This is a genomic window from Hafnia alvei (assembly GCF_034424155.1).
GTDB lineage: Bacteria > Pseudomonadota > Gammaproteobacteria > Enterobacterales > Enterobacteriaceae > Hafnia > Hafnia alvei.
Genome location: NZ_CP139992.1, coordinates 3338096 through 3354717 on the forward strand (window position 1 = coordinate 3338096; position 16622 = coordinate 3354717).

14 protein-coding genes and 1 riboswitch are annotated in these 16622 nt (G+C 47.1%); of the genes, 4 read left to right on the forward strand and 10 right to left on the reverse strand.

The genetic code is table 11. From position 1 onward, the window contains the following. The first annotated feature begins 108 nt into the window (after positions 1–108). Positions 109–561 (forward strand): hypothetical protein, encoded by a 453-nt coding sequence (locus tag U0008_RS15635; RefSeq protein WP_043494837.1) that lies wholly within the window; start codon positions 109–111, stop codon positions 559–561. A gap of 216 nt (positions 562–777) precedes the next feature. On the opposite strand, the gene U0008_RS15640 is transcribed toward U0008_RS15635, so the two are convergent. After that, positions 778–2193, reverse strand: coding sequence for a NarK family nitrate/nitrite MFS transporter (locus tag U0008_RS15640; RefSeq protein WP_043494906.1), 1416 nt, complete (start codon positions 2191–2193; stop codon positions 778–780). A gap of 316 nt (positions 2194–2509) precedes the next feature. Between U0008_RS15640 and narX the strand changes: the two genes are divergently transcribed. Beyond that, positions 2510–4294 (forward strand): nitrate/nitrite two-component system sensor histidine kinase NarX, encoded by a 1785-nt coding sequence (gene narX / locus U0008_RS15645; protein WP_043494840.1) that lies wholly within the window; start codon positions 2510–2512, stop codon positions 4292–4294. A gap of 31 nt (positions 4295–4325) precedes the next feature. After that, positions 4326–4988, forward strand: coding sequence for a two-component system response regulator NarL (gene narL / locus U0008_RS15650; RefSeq protein ID WP_025799849.1), 663 nt, complete (start codon positions 4326–4328; stop codon positions 4986–4988). Positions 4989–5046: 58 nt separating this feature from the next. Here narL and U0008_RS15655 read toward each other — a convergent pair whose 3' ends face one another. Both U0008_RS15655 and U0008_RS15660 read right to left on the reverse strand, forming a co-directional pair. Continuing rightward, positions 5047–5682, reverse strand: coding sequence for a DsbA family protein (locus U0008_RS15655; protein ID WP_043494908.1), 636 nt, complete (start codon positions 5680–5682; stop codon positions 5047–5049). Between the two features lie 265 nt (positions 5683–5947). Continuing rightward, on the reverse strand, positions 5948–6409 hold the full coding sequence (locus tag U0008_RS15660) for an inhibitor of vertebrate lysozyme family protein (RefSeq protein ID WP_025799851.1): 462 nt from the start codon (positions 6407–6409) through the stop codon (positions 5948–5950). 195 nt (positions 6410–6604) lie between these two features. Between U0008_RS15660 and U0008_RS15665 the strand changes: the two genes are divergently transcribed. Next, complete coding sequence (locus tag U0008_RS15665; protein WP_043494843.1) at positions 6605–7456, forward strand: hypothetical protein; 852 nt, start codon at positions 6605–6607, stop codon at positions 7454–7456. 38 nt (positions 7457–7494) lie between these two features. Here U0008_RS15665 and U0008_RS15670 read toward each other — a convergent pair whose 3' ends face one another. The 7 genes from U0008_RS15670 to dld form a co-directional block, all read right to left on the reverse strand. Then, positions 7495–8589 carry an Ig-like domain-containing protein gene (locus tag U0008_RS15670; RefSeq protein ID WP_043494846.1) on the reverse strand — a complete coding sequence of 365 codons (1095 nt, stop codon included), beginning with the start codon at positions 8587–8589 and terminating at the stop codon, positions 7495–7497. A 60-nt stretch (positions 8590–8649) separates the two neighbouring features. Next, positions 8650–9537, reverse strand: a complete 888-nt coding sequence (locus U0008_RS15675; RefSeq protein WP_051874168.1) for a SinI family autotransporter-associated protein — start codon at positions 9535–9537, stop codon at positions 8650–8652. A gap of 54 nt (positions 9538–9591) precedes the next feature. Continuing rightward, on the reverse strand, positions 9592–11844 hold the full coding sequence (locus tag U0008_RS15680; RefSeq protein WP_121626076.1) for an inverse autotransporter beta domain-containing protein: 2253 nt from the start codon (positions 11842–11844) through the stop codon (positions 9592–9594). Positions 11845–12219: 375 nt separating this feature from the next. Continuing rightward, positions 12220–12867 carry a helix-turn-helix domain-containing protein gene (locus U0008_RS15685; protein WP_051874170.1) on the reverse strand — a complete coding sequence of 216 codons (648 nt, stop codon included), beginning with the start codon at positions 12865–12867 and terminating at the stop codon, positions 12220–12222. Positions 12868–13008: 141 nt separating this feature from the next. Next, positions 13009–13809, reverse strand: a complete 801-nt coding sequence (gene thiD, locus U0008_RS15690) for a bifunctional hydroxymethylpyrimidine kinase/phosphomethylpyrimidine kinase (RefSeq protein ID WP_043494873.1) — start codon at positions 13807–13809, stop codon at positions 13009–13011. After that, entirely contained in the window at positions 13806–14645 is an 840-nt protein-coding gene (gene thiM, locus U0008_RS15695) for a hydroxyethylthiazole kinase (protein WP_043494875.1), read from the reverse strand. Before thiM ends, thiD begins: the two co-directional genes overlap by 4 nt. Before the next feature lie 33 nt (positions 14646–14678). After that, a riboswitch (TPP riboswitch) is annotated at positions 14679–14780 on the reverse strand. 56 nt (positions 14781–14836) lie between these two features. After that, on the reverse strand, positions 14837–16588 hold the full coding sequence (gene dld, locus U0008_RS15700) for a D-lactate dehydrogenase (protein ID WP_390884678.1): 1752 nt from the start codon (positions 16586–16588) through the stop codon (positions 14837–14839). Positions 16589–16622 lie beyond the last annotated feature (34 nt).

Here is a 16622-nt window from a genome sequence, read left to right on the forward strand (position 1 = left end):
GGGATATTGTATTTACCACCCAGACATATCAGCATCACGCCGAAAATATCCCCTTCTGGATTATTCATTCAGCCAGAAGTTGCGTTTTACTCTTGAGATTGACACCTGATGAGTCATATAAAATATGTGATGTTCCCTATTTTGGCTGCGTTTCCATTATTCGCTAATGCCATTGAGCCAGACACCAGTTCTCCCATTGAGCATCAAAAATGCGGAAAAAACATCAACCTAACGTTGAGAAACGTGGCCGATGGTCACGCCGTTATCGGTTTGATTAACCGTAAAACCAAGGCTTGGGATTATTTTTACTCTCATAATGGCTTTGTCAGCGATTACAAATATTCCCAATATGTTCCCGCTATCCATAACGCTAAATCCGGTAGCTATGAGTTGGCCAAAGAAACAGCCAACAGCGGCCCTGCAATTTATTGGGGAGTGGATAAAGCGGGTAATTATCAATTAGTCCTTGGCAAACACACCTATCGCTGTGGGCCGCTGATCGCACCGGAAACGAATCCATCGCGTGTAAACGACAATTTAAACGCGGCCTATGGGGAATAGTCACCCTGCTGTTCGCCAATAGTAAAAAGCCCCCGCGAGAAATTAGCGGGGGCTTTTTTATCAGAACAAGCAAACTTATTGACGTGTTACCGACCGTTTAAAAGATCGAGATACACGGGTCTAGCACACCGCGGGGCGCTCCGGCGGCTTACGCCGCTACGACCCCATCGGTGTACTCCCCCTAAAAATAAGCTTAAGTATCTTACTTTAAACCTATTAGCGGGCTTTCTTTGTTGCCAGCGTTTTCAAATTACGGCCATAAACAAACCACGTAATCAGAATACAGACGACGTAAAACACCACAAAGACCTTCATAGCACCGGCCGGAGAACCTGTCAGCGCCAACGATGTACCAAAGGCTTTAGGAATGAAGAAGCCCCCTGCGGCACCAATCGCGGAGATAAAACCTAACGCCGCTGCGGTATCGGTGACGGCTTCACGCTGCGCCTGATCGTCACTGCCGCCACGCGCTTTCACGCTGTCGATGGTGATTTTACGGAATACCACCGCAATCATCTGGAACGTAGAACCGCTGCCTAACCCTGCGGTTAAGAACAGCAGCATAAACACGCTGTAGAAGGCAATAAACGAACCGCCCACGCCGTGGGTTGGCAGCGTCAGGAACAGCAACGCGGCAAAGATCGCCATCAGCACAAAGTTGATCAGCGTAACGCGAATACCGCCAAAGCGATCGGACAGAGCACCACCAACCGGACGAGCCAACGCCCCAAGGAACGGACCAAAGAAGGCGTAATGCAGGATCACCACGTCAGGGAACTGGGTTTTTGACAGCATGGCAAAGCCTGCCGAAAAACCGATAAACGAACCGAACGTCGAAAGATACAGCACGCTCAAGATCCACAGGTGCCCACGCTTAAGCACGGGCAGCTGTTGGCTGAGAGAGGCTTTAGACGCGGCTAAATCGTTCATGCCAAACCAAGCAAACAGCGTGGCAATAATCAGGAACGGCACCCAGATCCACGCGGCGTTTTCCAACCACAGGCTACTGCCGTCTGGCTGGGTATGGCCTGTACCACCGAAGATACCGAAAATGCTGATGGAAATAGCAATCGGCGCAATCAGCTGCATAACGCTGACGCCTAAATTACCCAAACCACCGTTTAAGCCCAGCGCTCCACCCTGTTTGTTCTTAGGGAAGAAGAAGCTGATGTTAGCCATGCTGGAGGCAAAGTTAGCACCGGCAAAGCCACACAGCAGGGAAATCGTCACGAAAACGCTAAACGGCGTCGTTGGGTCCTGCACCGCATACCCCAGCCATAGGCAAGGAATTATGAGGAAAATAGTGCTGATTGCCGTCCAGCGACGCCCACCAAACATAGGGATCACAAAGGAGTATGGCACGCGCAAAATAGCGCCCGAAACAGAAGGCAGCGCGGTCAACATAAACAGCTGATCGGTGGTGAAGTTAAACCCGACCTTATTGAGATTTACCGCTACCGCGCTGAACAGCATCCAGACGCAAAAAGCGAGTAATAAACAGGGAATTGAAATCCATAGATTACGTTGAGCTGTTTTTTGGCCAATTTGCTGCCAAAAATCAGGCTCTTCAGGGCGCCAATCCTGGATCACGCCCCCTTTCGATTGTGTATTTGGAGCGGATGCTTGTGTCATAAAAACCTCTGCCTTTATCCGGTTAGTAGCGGAGTTGTACGCATCACGCACCTGAGCAAACTTGATACAAATCAAGCCGCTGTAAGGTAGCAATTTGGCGAAATCAGCCATAACTCCCTTAATGAGTAGGCTATAATTGTAAAAATATTTTCGAAGAATCATTCGTTTAAAGCTTTAAAAATTGAGCCTTCGCTACGTGAGTGGCACAAGCAAATATTAAGGGTTACTTCCTTATGGGTATGGGGTTATAGGCTAGGATGATTTAAAAAGGCTTTTCAAAGGTATCTTTCCTTTTTTTCGCAGCTGGTAGATTTTCATGAAACATTTCTGTGCACGTTTTTCCATCGTCAGTCAGGTAGCCGTTTTGATGCTACTGCTTGGCATATGTGGTATTGCAGGAATGAGCGTTTCCAGCTGGATGGCACAGAGCATTCAAGGCAACGCGCACGCGATCAACACATCGGGATCGCTGAGAATGCAGAGCTACCGTTTACTCTCGATGGTACCGCTAAATGCCAATACAGATAGCAAGCGCTGCTTAGATGAATTAAATAACGATTTAAACAGCCCAGTGTTACTGTCAGCCGTCAAGGAAGAGCATCTCAACACGCAGTTCTCCGCCCTACAACAAGCTTGGCAAGGCGATCTGCGCCCCGCACTACTTGCGGCACAACACCCCGATGATGCACGGGATAACGTCGCCAAATTTGTCGGCCATCTCGATGAACTGGTTTCTGCCATCGACCATCAAACCGAACAGCGTTTGACGATGGTCAGCATGGTACAAAAGATTTTTATTATCCTGACGTTGTTACTGCTGGTTGGCACCGTGGTCTATTTACGCCGCCGATTACTCCATCCTTGGCGCCAACTGGTCGGCATGTCGCAGGCGATTGGACAAGGGAATTTCAGCCAGCGTTTTCAGCAAACCGATCATCAGGATGAAATGGCTATTTTAGGCTCGACGCTGAATGCCATGTCGTCTGAACTCTCGCTGATGTATGGCAAACTCGAGCAGTTGGTCGAGCAAAAAACCACGGATTTACAGAAGAAGAATCAGGTTTTATCGTATCTGTATCGCGCTAGCCGCCAGCTCCATTCTCGTGCGCCATTATGTTCTCGGCTGCTGCCGATACTCACGGAGCTTCAAGAGCTCACGCCCCTGCACTCGCTACAGATTCGCTTGTATGAAAACAACAGCGACGAACAGTTTGATGAACTGAACTGTGTGGAAACACAGCGTCCCAAACACTGTCCTGATACGCATTGCGTCCAGTGTTTAAACCATTCTGAGCATGTTCCAAATAAACCCAGCTCTACGGTTAGCTGGAGCTTGAACGATCAAAGCGGTCGCTATGGTTTGATTTTAGCCCAGTTGCCAGAAGGCGTGACGCTACAACCCGAACAAAAGCAGCTGATGATGACATTGTCCGAACAGATCACCAGCACGTTGGCTCTGGAACAGCAGGCCGACCAACAGCAACAGCTGGCAGTCATGGAAGAACGTTCTGCCATTGCACGTGAGCTGCACGACTCCATCGCCCAATCGCTCTCGTGTTTAAAGATGAAAATCAGCTATTTGCAGATGCAGTCCACGGCGTTACCTGACAATATTCAAACCCAACTGCAAGAGATGCGCGAAGAACTGAACGCTGCCTATCGCCAACTGCGCGAACTGCTGACGACTTTTCGCCTGAAGCTGAGCGAACCGGGATTGCTGGCTGCTTTGCAGGTCACCGTCGCCGAATTTAATCAACGCTTTGGTTTTACTATCGATTTTGACTATCAGCTTCCGGCCAAAAGTGTTCCATCCCATCAGGCAATTCATTTAGTACAAATTGCCAGAGAAGCCCTAAGCAACATACTTAAACACGCACAGGCAACGCAGGTTGATATGACCATCACCCTACAAGATGATGAAATCGTTATGTCTATTTGCGACAACGGCCTGGGTATTAGCACTTCCCCTGAGCGACAGAACCACTACGGTCTCGTGATTATGAGCGATAGAGCCCAGAGTCTGAAAGGAGAATGCCAAATTTCACGCCGTGCGAGCGGTGGCACCGAAGTACGAGTCACATTCCCACAGGAAATACGCTAATCCCACGGCATCTGGTTTAGAGGAGAAATTGATGAATTCCACATTAGCTCAAGACGATCAATATACGATTCTGTTAATTGACGATCACCCGATGCTTCGCAGCGGTGTAAAACAGCTGATTAGCCTTGAGCCACAGCTAAAGGTGATCGGTGAAGCCAGCAACGGCCAGCAAGGCATAGAATTGGCGGAAGAGCTCGATCCTGATTTGATTTTGCTCGATCTCAATATGCCGGGTATGAACGGGCTAGAAACACTGGATCAGCTTCGCACCCGCACACTATCGGGCCGAGTAGTGGTTTTTAGCGTATCTAATCATGAAGATGACGTCATCAGCGCGCTAAAACGCGGTGCCGACGGCTACCTGCTTAAAGACATGGAGCCCGAAGATCTGCTGCGCTCACTCCATCAGGCCGCTGCCGGACAAGTGGTCATCAGTGAAGCGCTCACGCCGGTATTAGCCGCTAGCCTGCGTGAAAGCCGCCCTTCTTCAGAGCGCGATGTGCAGCAATTAACCCCGCGCGAATGCGATATTTTGAAGCTGATTGCGCAAGGCTTACCGAACAAAATGATCGCCCGTAAATTAACGATCACCGAAAGTACGGTTAAAGTTCACGTGAAACATTTGCTGAAAAAAATGAAGTTAAAATCACGTGTAGAAGCCGCCGTATGGGTATTGCAAGAAAAGGTCTTTTAATTAAAAAATAAAAAGCCCGCGAGAAAATATCAGCGGGCTTTTATTACCGTATTAAAAACTATTTATTCTGATCGACCAGGAATTTCACAACATCTGCAAATTCAGTGCGGTAACCGTCAATGGTTTTACTCTGCATTCCATCATTTTTAATCTGATATTGACCACCAACATAGAATGATGGCGTACCGCGCACACCGAAAGCCTCGGTGGCATTTTGCTGTTTTGCGGTGATCGATTTCACCATAAAGCTGTGTAGCGCGCCGTCATATTCTTCGGCTGGAATACCCGCTTTAATAAATACTTGACGAATATCCTCTTTATTCTTTATTGATTGTTCTTTTTGAACCGCATCGAAAAGAGGTTTTTCTACTTTATTTTCAATCCCTAATGCAATAGCAACAGACCATGCTTCGGTCAGTTCTTCGCCCATAGAGCCCATGGCGCTGACGTGGTACTTCACCACTTTATCGTTCTGAGGCAGACGTTCGTTAACGGCTTCACTCACTTTATAAACATTCGCAAACTGGTTACATGGCGGGCAATAAAAGGAGAAAAATTCAACTACGACAGGGGCATTTGGCACCTTATTTTTCAGTTTTACGTACTGTTCGCCTTCCTGATAGTCTGCAGCGTGTGATGCAAAAGAAAATAAAGAGAATGTGCTGAGTAGCGCCAGCAAAAGATATTTTTTCATATTTTTGAACATTACCGTCATTAGAGAGTTAAACAACGGCCAAAATGTTAGCATCAACGGTTATAAAACCCTGCCGACTTTACGGTTTATTACACAATCAAAGGCATAGAAATACAAACTCGATTATTAATTGCGCTCTTATAGTTTCAAAAGTAAATACTTTTATATGCAATACTTTATAAATAGGATGCATTGAAGTATCAAAATATATTCCCCAAGCGATAAACAGACCTTGGGGAATACTCGATGAAAATGCGGTAAAACATCAGTTCCAATCAGGCGCGCTTTCAATTTGCTTGGTGAGCATCGCTTTTACCTGATTATCTGGCTTGCCTAGCCACTGGTATTTTGCGTGTTTACTTGGATGGTCGAGCGCGTCAGGCCTATCCGCTATTTCCACACGAACGCCCCAAGCCTGTTTCTTATCGTTGCTAAACGCCACGTACATAAAATTATTAGCGCAGTCATGTGGCTTGCAGATATTGCCAACCTGATATTTTTTGCCTTGCCACGTTACCCATTCTGGTGGCGTTGAAGTGCCTGAACCTTTACGTGCCCACACAGGCAAATTTTTCTGCCCTTTCACCATCTTCTGCCATGTTTGCTGATAGCCTGATTGTTGTACCAGTTCAGAGGTGGAGACCGGTATAGAAGCAGCCAAGCTGACGGTGCTCAAACTCATAACAGTACCTAGCAGCGCCACTCGTAGCATTTTTTTATCAATCATCATCAACATCCTTTGCAGTCAAATATCTATTACAAATTAAACAACGATAAATCATACATACATTTTATATGACCACGCCATACGACAAAAGTTGATCCATACCACGAAAGTTATGACAAAAAAGCGGGAAATCCTCGTTGGTATGACAACTTAAGGTAAGCTATCAACCATAAGAATCGACCAGAGAAAATCAGCATGTTCACACTCCCTTCGTTGCCACCGTTAGAAAAAAGCCTGCATAGCGCAGAACTTGCACACCCATTAAACAAGCTAGAAGAAGATAAAATTTCACAGATGGTGGCCGATCTGGATTTGAACGGTTCGATCAAAGAACATTACTTAACCGGCTGGATGGGACTTTGCCCACTGGTGATGATCCGTAATTATCAGGATAAACGCGGCACCTCCAATGGTTTTATGCTGACGAGTCCGGGCCATTTTCGCTTTAGCGTACAGGCCATTACCTTTCGTATTCCCAAGTTTCTGCTGTGGGCAACGTTTCGCCGCAAGCCGCGGACAATGTCGCTCATTGCCTATCAGCAATTAGGTGAAAACGGCGGTGGCCTGATGCAATATCGCAACATTCTCGACGCCGAGATGAAAGAAACGGTCAACCAGCAATGGCGGGATATCAATGATTATCTCGGTGCGGCGTGCTATCAGGTTGAAAACGACTATCCGCTATGGCAAATGCTCGAGCAGACGGTAACGGAAGAGAAAGCTAACTGCTTAGCCACGATGTTAGCGTCCAATGGCAAAAAGCTGCAAAAAGATGATGAGTTTAGCGGGCTATGGCAGGGCGAACTCTTCATTGCCACACGCCCTGCTGGTGAAACATCGCCTGCCACATCGGTCATCATCAGCTGGCACGTCGGCGATGACATTGGCAGTTACCTTTATGGCTGGCTGAATAACGAACAAGGCGAAAAGCAACTTGCGTTAGCTATTCGCCCTGGGAAAAATGAGCAGTTTTTCACGCTAAACCGCTTTGATGCCGAACACGTTCAGCGCGCAGTCGCATTGTTTAAGTTAGTAACCTCTGAATAAAAAAGGGGCCAGCTCATTGGCCCTTTTTTATCTATCAATTACGGCATAATGCACGCTACACCTTCCGTTTTCTCAGCAAGGTTCGACGTTATATGTCCTGTTGCGGTATACACATAATAATAAGCATCTTGATCGGCAATAGCTTCTTCCGAAGTCCAGAACACCGTACCCGCATGTGAAACATCATCCAGACTCGCTCCCCACTCTTGCCACAGTGAGTCACTTGGCACCGTACGATTGCCGTTTCCTGTAGATAAATCATCACGGGTTGGCATTCGGTATCCCTGATTTTCACACCAGGCTTTCGCGTCATACCAGTTAAGTTTCCCTGCGGCTTCGTCTCTAAAAATAAAGAACTTCTGCGGATTGAAAACAATGGATCCTTTCGCTTCGTTATGACGAGCCATTATTCTGAATGCCCCCTTAGCCTTAATCGTGACAACGCCTTTATCGCTCACTGTAGCAATAGATGGATTGCTCGTTGTCCATTCATCAACTTGATCGTCCTCGTTATCCGTTTCTAACTTAAGTTGAGCACCGGGAAACGCGGTATGCACTGTGGCATCCGCAGTAGCATAATAGGTAGCACTGTTATTTGAAGGCGCGATTAAATAGCCAATCACATTTAGCGTATGTGGGTTAACCGGGCCCGTCGGGATATTGTCGTTAACATCATAGGTACTAATATCTTTAATAGAGAGCACAGTATTTTCTCGAGGTATACCAGTAACCGTTGTCGGTGTGATGTTAACTCCGACTGTACAGCCTTTATCATTAGGATGAATCACATACTGATTAATCCCCGTAGCCAACACACGTTTATTGTTACTAGTGTCTGTACAAAACCACTCTACAGTTGGGAGCGTGACTTCCTCATCACCTTCGGCATCAGCGACCGTCCAGGACATTTTTATGATATCGGTAATATCCAACTCATCGTCTACGCCCATAGTTTCATTGACACGAGTGAAGCTCACTTTGCCTGCTTCATTTTTGTCATTATAAATAACAGGGGCAGTGCCATTAATTATGCCCGCAGAGCCTGTCATATCCGTTGCATTAACTATATTCAAGGAGCTAGAGATAAAAAAAATAAGTGCTACTGTGCAGCTATTGAAACGCTTTATTTTCATAAAACCATCCTGCAATAAACGTTGAGCACCGAAGCACTCAACGTTTATTATTTGCGCAGATTATTTACGCTTGGTCGATTTCAGTACTGATTTAACTTTAGCGGTGTAATCAACTTTCAGGCTGTAACCCTGAACACCGTCTGCGCCTGCCGTTGCAAACACATTTTTCGCATTAACGTTAGTTGCTGGGATAACCAGATCTTTATTATCTGTGCTGCTAACAGCATAACCACCTGCGGTACCGGTGGTTGCACTGGTGCCATCGAAGAACCATTTGTAGCTATAGTTAGCCGATGCATCAAGTTCGCCCGCATCTTGCTTACCGTTATTATTAACGTCATACCAAACTTTGAACTGATAGGTATGGCCAACCAACAGTTTGCTATCTGCTTTGCCGATCAGGTTCACCGTTGGTTCTGCACTATCGACAATCGCGGTACCGATAGTGCCACCCACAATTGGACCATCTGGAATATTATCGCTGCTATCGTATTTACTGATATCGTTAATAACGATGGTCTGGCCGGTTGTTGGCACACCCGTTGATGTTTGTTCAGTAATTTCCGCGCCTAAATAAAGACCGGCATCTGCATTCTGAATGGTGTAGTCGGCTTTGCCGTCGTTACCACTCAGCATCACTTTATTGGCCCCAGCGCCATCGGTGGTGGTGAACCACTTAATGGAAGTCGTACTGCTGTCGGTATCGCCTTCAGCATCTTGTAACACGTAGCTCAAGGTAATTTTATCGCCTGGAGACATCGCATCGGTGGAACCACTGTGGTGATCGTTGGCGAAAGCAACGCTGTGAGCAGCACCTGCGGCGCTCGCTTTAAGCACCGGGAGTGTACCATTGAGCGTTCCTGCTGAATCCGTCATAACCGCCATTGCAAACGGGCTGCAACTCGCGAAAACAAAGGTTGCAAGTAGTGTTTTATTAAATTTTTTCATATCGAAATGACTCATTAAGTTAATATTAATTAAAACCTAAATAATCTGGGCTTATTATTTTTCGCGCAGCTTATTCATGATTTGTTGTCCTTCTGGCGTTAGTTGATAGTCAACTTTCAGCTCATAGCCCTGCACACCATCGACACCCGCACCCGCTAATACTTGACTCGCTTCTGCATTCGTTTTAGGAATTAAAATAGTATTATTATTCGTCGTATTTACCGCATAACCACCTTTCGTCCCATTTGGGGAAACACCGTCAAACATCCATTTATAATTAACCAGTGAAATTAAAGGAGTCGGAACGCTATCAGAAACAGTTTCACGATCGGTGGCATCCCACTGGCCATTATTGTTGCTGTCATAGGCAATTTTAAATTGATATTTATGACCTAATTGAAGCAAATTCCCTTTTTTCGCCGTTAAATTAACGGTTGGATTTTCACTATCAACAATTGCGGTATATATCATTGTGCTTGCAGAACTAAATTCGACGAGCACAGCATTCGTTTTTTGTGTGTTGTCATCACTCTTTGATGCGATGATAGAAAACACGCCATTCGTTGTACTGCCTAATATGGCTTTAGACCCCGATGGCGGCTCTTTAAAGAACAAACATTCACTTCCTGATTTACATTCATTTTTCGAGGCATGGATAGCAATTTCATGAGCGTGAGATTTATCTTCCACTTTATAAGCATGGAAGATCAGGTTCAGATTCTTGTCATCCAACAGCGTCGTCTCACCAGATAGCCCCGTTGTTTTTGCACCACTGGCAACCAAGTTTGCAAAATTATTGCCATTTGCCAAAAGCTTAATCGCTTTCTTCTGCTCGCCACTGTCATCAATAACCAATTGGTAATCAATTGGGGCTTCCGCCACAATAATATTGACGGTGTTCGACTGTTTTGTATGGCCTTTTTCATCCACCAGCGTGACTGCAAGTCGGTATTTATTCGCGTTAGGATCGGTAGAATTCACCCATGCAGGGAAGGTCAGCGTCCAGTGGTTATTTTGCCCATTGCTAATGTTTTCTGCCGTTAGCGCTGGCAAGCCGAGCGTACTTTCAGGGCTAAAATTGCCTATCGGCACCCATTTCGCACTTTTAATTTTTAGATGCGAAGTCACGGTGGCATTCGCTGTCCAATGGCAGCCTTCATAAGCCTCGGCGCTGTCGGGATCATCAGACAGAATACAGGCCGTCGCAGTGCCGGTTGGCTTAAGATAAAGCCCTACATCGAGATCGTTTTTCTCGCGATATTCCAGCACGATGTCATTATTCCGATCGACAAAATCCATGCGGCTACCAGCCAGGCTACGCATATTCGCAACTTCATCACCATCAAGCTGTTTTGATAAAGGAACTCCGATGCGGTAATCCAAACTAAGATTAGCCGTCATCTCATTTTGATCCGAATCTCCTTTTTTATATCCTGCCTGCAGCGTAATTAGCGGAACCGGGGTGTAGTCGATACTGACCGTCACGGCTGATGGGTCTTCCTGCAAACTATCTTTGCCAAATAACGCGACCTGATTGCCGTAGTATTGTTCATATACCACCGATGAGCCCAGTTGCGGGTAAGCGGGGAGATAGGCCTGTAAGCGGACATCCCAACCACGTGCAGGACGTTCCTGATAATCATCAAAATCAGGGGAATCCTTCCAAGAAGAGAGTGGCATATAATAGTTGCTGCTCAACTTTAGAAAGTTTGTCCAGGCTTCGCCGCCTAATCCCGCTCGATGATGACCACGCGTTATATCATGATCATAAAAAATATTAGAACCAAGCATCCAGTCTTCAGTAATATTATGGCGAAGGCCGATCCCCATATTTGCAATCGTGCGCCCGTCTTTATTATGAACTGAAAATTGGCTAAACCAGAGGTCACTCTCACCGTCATACCACGGAACCAAATAATCAAGAGACGAGCCATCAAGACTCCCCTGATCATTAATGTTCAAATTCGTGGCAATGTGACCATAAGGTGAAAGCAGAGATTCTATTTCTGATTGCGCTGAAGCTGTGGCTAGATTTTTGCCATACTGCAATGCTTCTGACTTCATACCTTCTGGTGTTAAATTCTTGAAATTATCTTGAGCTTCATTAACTATAATTTCTGACGTTTTTTCCTCTGTAGGATTATTTTTTTTATTTGAATTTTCCGTTGAGGATGAGTTATTTTGTTTTGGCGCAGAATCACTGATACCGAGATCAGGTAATTTAATATTTGTAGATGAATAGCCAACGCCTGAAATTGCAATACTTAACGATGGCGCTATTAGGCAATACAAAACTATTTTTTTCATATTTACCGATAAGTATCATAAATGGAGAGTTACTTTATATAAAGTATATTTAAAATATCTCCTCCAGACCGTGAGCACGACAAATTATGAGCGAGTCGCCTAAACATTAAAACATCCAAAACTGGATAAACATTCAACTTGACTTGGAAAAAATCGCAGAAAAATAGTTATCATGAGAATAAATTCAATTAAATTCAAAATGATAAGTAATATTTAATTTATATATTTAGCATTGCTACATTATAAATTTTTATAGAATAACTTTCTTGCGTATTAATATGAAGAAGCACTTACACCACATACAATAAAGATAACGCGACTAATAACGATAAGACGCAACAAAAATAGCATGACTATTTAACACATAAGCGTTATTTAATAATTCCTCGGAAAGTTATTAAGGATTTTGATCAGCTTACCATGCTGAATATCAATGTAACCACCAAAGCGCAGGTCTGCTAGCACTTTCATAACACCACTTCGTGCCAGGTTTGAACGCTGTAAAATATAATCTGCGACGCTTAATTTCGCGCGTTCGCTATCAGAGTAATGAGATAAGTCCTTCAGAAATAGACAAACAATTTCATAGGTAGAACTGTTTATTAGCATTGATTCATGGTGCAACTGACGATCGTTGAGATACCCTTGATAGTAAAAAACATCACGCCATAGAGACTGCGACTCTATTATTTCCATAGCTGCTTGTAAGGGTATCGTGCTGACTTCAGCACCTGCAGGAAACTTTAAATGATAGTGATGAGAACGATAAACCGAACCTTGTAGCCCAAGAATTGAGGGCGCAAACGCCGTTTCAACAAGTCGATTATCCACTTCACGCCATATGTCCACTCGCCCTTTCGTCAGCAGATAAACGTCAAACCCAGCATCTTTACCTTTTAGCCGCGCTTCTATGTTCTTGCTGTCGAGTAGGTAGGGTTTGGAGATACTGACAAAAGCAGTCATCAAACGATGAATACTCTCCAGAGGCTTTTCTATGATGCTACGTTTAATAGAGTTACCCATAAAAATGTCAAATTTATTGTAAGTTCAGTCAGTATATCCTAAATCATCTTAGGTGTAGAAAAGCCCCTCTTGACAGTAGTTGGCTTTTCTCACTTGCCCATAGCATGCCACGGTTCCTTTAAAACGGTGGCAATCTCACACCTACCACCATTGATGGAAATGGTGTACTGGCCCTATACCATGGCCAACTTCTAATGAATCTGCGGCCTCTAAGGCTTTTTGCAGATAACTTTTGGCGGCAAGCACCGTTTCATTCCAGTTCTGATATCGTGGGCGTAGCGCCGCAAGCGCCGCCGATAGCGTGCAACCAGTACCGTGGGTATGACGAGTATTCACCCGTGGTGCGGTAAAGCGCTGTTCGCCATCGCGACTAAATAGCCAATCCGGACTTTCGCTGTCGCTCAGATGCCCGCCTTTCATCAAAACCGCTTGGCATCCCATATCCAACAATGCGTGGCCTTGTCGGCGCATTTCATCTTCATTGGTCGCCATTGGATAATCTAAAAGCGCAGCTGCTTCAGGCAGATTTGGGGTGATAAGCGCGACTTTGGGGAGCAGCAAATCCCGCACGGCCTGCACCGCTTCTGGGGCTAGCAATGGATCGCCGCTTTTTGCCACCATCACCGTATCCAACACCACAAAAGGAATAGGATACAGGTCTAACGCCTGCGCGACCTGCGCGACGATATCGGCGTTGGCCAACATGCCAATTTTTGCGCTGTCGATACGAACATCGGTGAGCACGGACGCCAACTGGGCGCCCACAAACTGAGGTTCAATCTCATAAACAGACTGCACACCGCGTGTGTTCTGCGCCACCAGCGCCGTGATCACGCTGGTGCCGTAGGCACCCAACGCGGAGAACGTTTTGAGATCGGCCTGAATGCCTGCGCCGCCGCTCGGATCGGTTCCTGCGATGGTTAGTGCATTAATACGTTTCATGAGCGATCTCCAGAGCGAATAAAATCCTGCGGGGTTAAGTGATATAGCGCGTCGATAAAAGCGGGTACAAAGCTGCCGGGGCCATGGGATACAGCAACCGCGCGCTCACCAGCTAATGACATCGCTTGGCAGGCGGTGGCAACGGCCAACAAAAGGTCGGTCTGCCGAACGCTAAACGCCGCTACCACGGCGGACAATGCGCAGCCAGTTCCTACGACACGAGTCATCAGCGCGTCACCGCCGGTGACGCCATACACTCTTTCACCGTCTGTGACATAATCCGTTGCACCGGTTACAGCCACCACGGCTCCCGTTTGCAGCGCCAGAGCCTGAGCCGCTGGCAATGCCGCCGCCGAGTCATCGGTGCTATCAACGCCGCGACCGCCCGCTTCCATTCCGCTCAATGCCAATATTTCTGAGGCATTGCCACGAATAACGCTGGGCTTCAGCGCTAGAAGCTGACGTGCAAATTCGGTGCGATAAGCCAATCCGCCAACGGCAACCGGATCAAGCACCCACGGCTTTTGATGCTGATTGGCAGACTCAATGGCCGCTAACATCGACTGCGCTCGTTGCGCATGCAAAGTACCAATGTTGATTAACAGCGCGTCAGCCAATGAAGAGAATTGCGCAGCCTCTTGCGGCTCAACCACCATGGCTGGCGATGCTCCTAGCGCCAACAGCACGTTCGCAGTAAATGTTTGAACGACTTCATTGGTGAGACAATGGACCAACGGAGCGTGATGGCGAAACTGAGCAAAAGCGGCAGCGGCGCTTTCACCGGGTAATTCGATGTGGGGAAATTCGGTAAGGTGTGGATTCGACGCGATGGACATATTCCTCCCAACCGGCGGTCAAGAAGACGATGCGCTCATGCACCGAGACTTCCCTACGCTGGCATAATCCAGATCAGGTAATACGGGTAAGTTCTCAGCCCTTTCATTTTCATGTGGGCACCCCGAGTCAAGGCATTCATTATTGGGAACACAGAGCGCCACGTCAAGGTCAACGGGCGCTCCAGCTCATGTTACTTCTGATGTTCTGCGCAGTCGCAGCCCCAGTTTTTCAACTTGGAGGTTTTACCGATGCCCGGATTAAGCGTGTTAGTCGGGTCATTTTGTTGATAGAAAGCTTTCAGCTGTGGCTTAGCCTTGTACAGATGACCAACGTTATGCTCCGCAGGATATTCCGCGCCGCGCGTATCCAGCAGCGCGAGCATTTTTTCCTTCAGCGCATGCACATCGACGCCTTTTTTAACAATGTAATCCTGATGGAAAACGTAGCACATGAAATGCCCATAATAGAGGCGGTGCACCAGCGCATCGTCAAATTCCGGCGGCAGACGCTCGAACCAATCATGATCGTTGCGGCGCAGCGCAATATCGAGCGCAAGAATGTCTTCAACTTCTTTGCTGTGCACCGCGTTATAGCGGATTGCCGCGCCCGCAGCGGCAAATCGATGTAAGAATGCTTTTGCTCCCTCTTCTGCCGTGCAGACAAAAAACTCCCCTTCGGCCTGAGCAAAATAGGATTCCAGCCACGCGCGCGCTTCCTCAATGCCCTCGCCCGACATTTTTAGCATCAGATGATGCTCAAAGCGGTTGCGATACTCTTTCAAACGTTTGGGTAAATGCGATGGCAGCAGGTGACTCAGTGTTTGCATGGTGCGATCGACCAAATGACTTGGCAGGAAAGGCACTTTGCCAAAGATGGCATCCATACGCCCTTTCAGGGTAAAGAACATCGGCATTTTGTCGGTGCCCAGTTTGTCGATCATCACAAAAGTATCTTTGCCATACACTTCCGCAATATCGAAAATATCGCGATGCATGTACTCACCCGCCACCGGCAGATTTTTGAAATTCGCCAGCATATGCCGACGCAGTTCGGTCAACACCTGCGGCTGGTTGGTGCCGATATAGAAGACCTGCGATGAGGATTGCGCCGGGAAAGTATCTAAGCGCACCGCAAATACCGCAAGTTTGCCCGCACAGCCAGAGGCTTCGAACAAACGGCGTTCATCGGCGTTAAAGCGTGATGGCGTATCCGCTTCAACGTCGCGAATTCGCTCGGCATAATCGTGATCGGACGCCTGACGTTCGCTATGTTCAACGTCTTGCGGGCCGTACTTCTGGTTTTCCAAACGCGTCAGGATCTCTTCTGGTGTACTACCCAGCGCAATGCCCAGATGGTTAACCAACTCAACCTGCCCGAGCTCATTAACTCGGCCATACAGCGCCATTTCGGTGTACGCAGGGCCGCGGTGTACCAGCGAGCCGCCAGAGTTATTACATACGCCGCCCACGACCGATGCGCCAATGCAGGAAGAACCAATCACCGAATGTGGCTCACGCCCCAACGGTTTTAAGATGCGTTCTAGATGCCACAGCGTGCTGCCCGGCAAAGCCACAACCTGCTTGCCTTCGTCCAACAGCTGAATTTTATCCAAGCGCTGGGTGCTAATAATGACGATTTCGCGATCGTAGTCGTTACCGCTCGGCGTGGAACCTTCGGTGAGTCCGGTGTTAGCCGCCTGCATCAGCACAATTTTATCGGCCTCAACGCTGGCCTTAAACACCTTCCATTGTTCGAGCAAACTGCCTGGGAAGACCACCGCCAACGCATCGCCCTGTCCGGAACGAAAGCCTTTGCGATAGCGTTCAGTTTTACGCGCGTCGGTAAGAATATGAGATTTACCCACGATATCCGTGAGTTGTTGAATTAACACCCGCGAGTCGGAAGTCTGACTCGCACCAAGAGGTTGTTCCTGCATAGCCATAGTCCTTTTATTAGTATGATGAATCCTTTCGAGG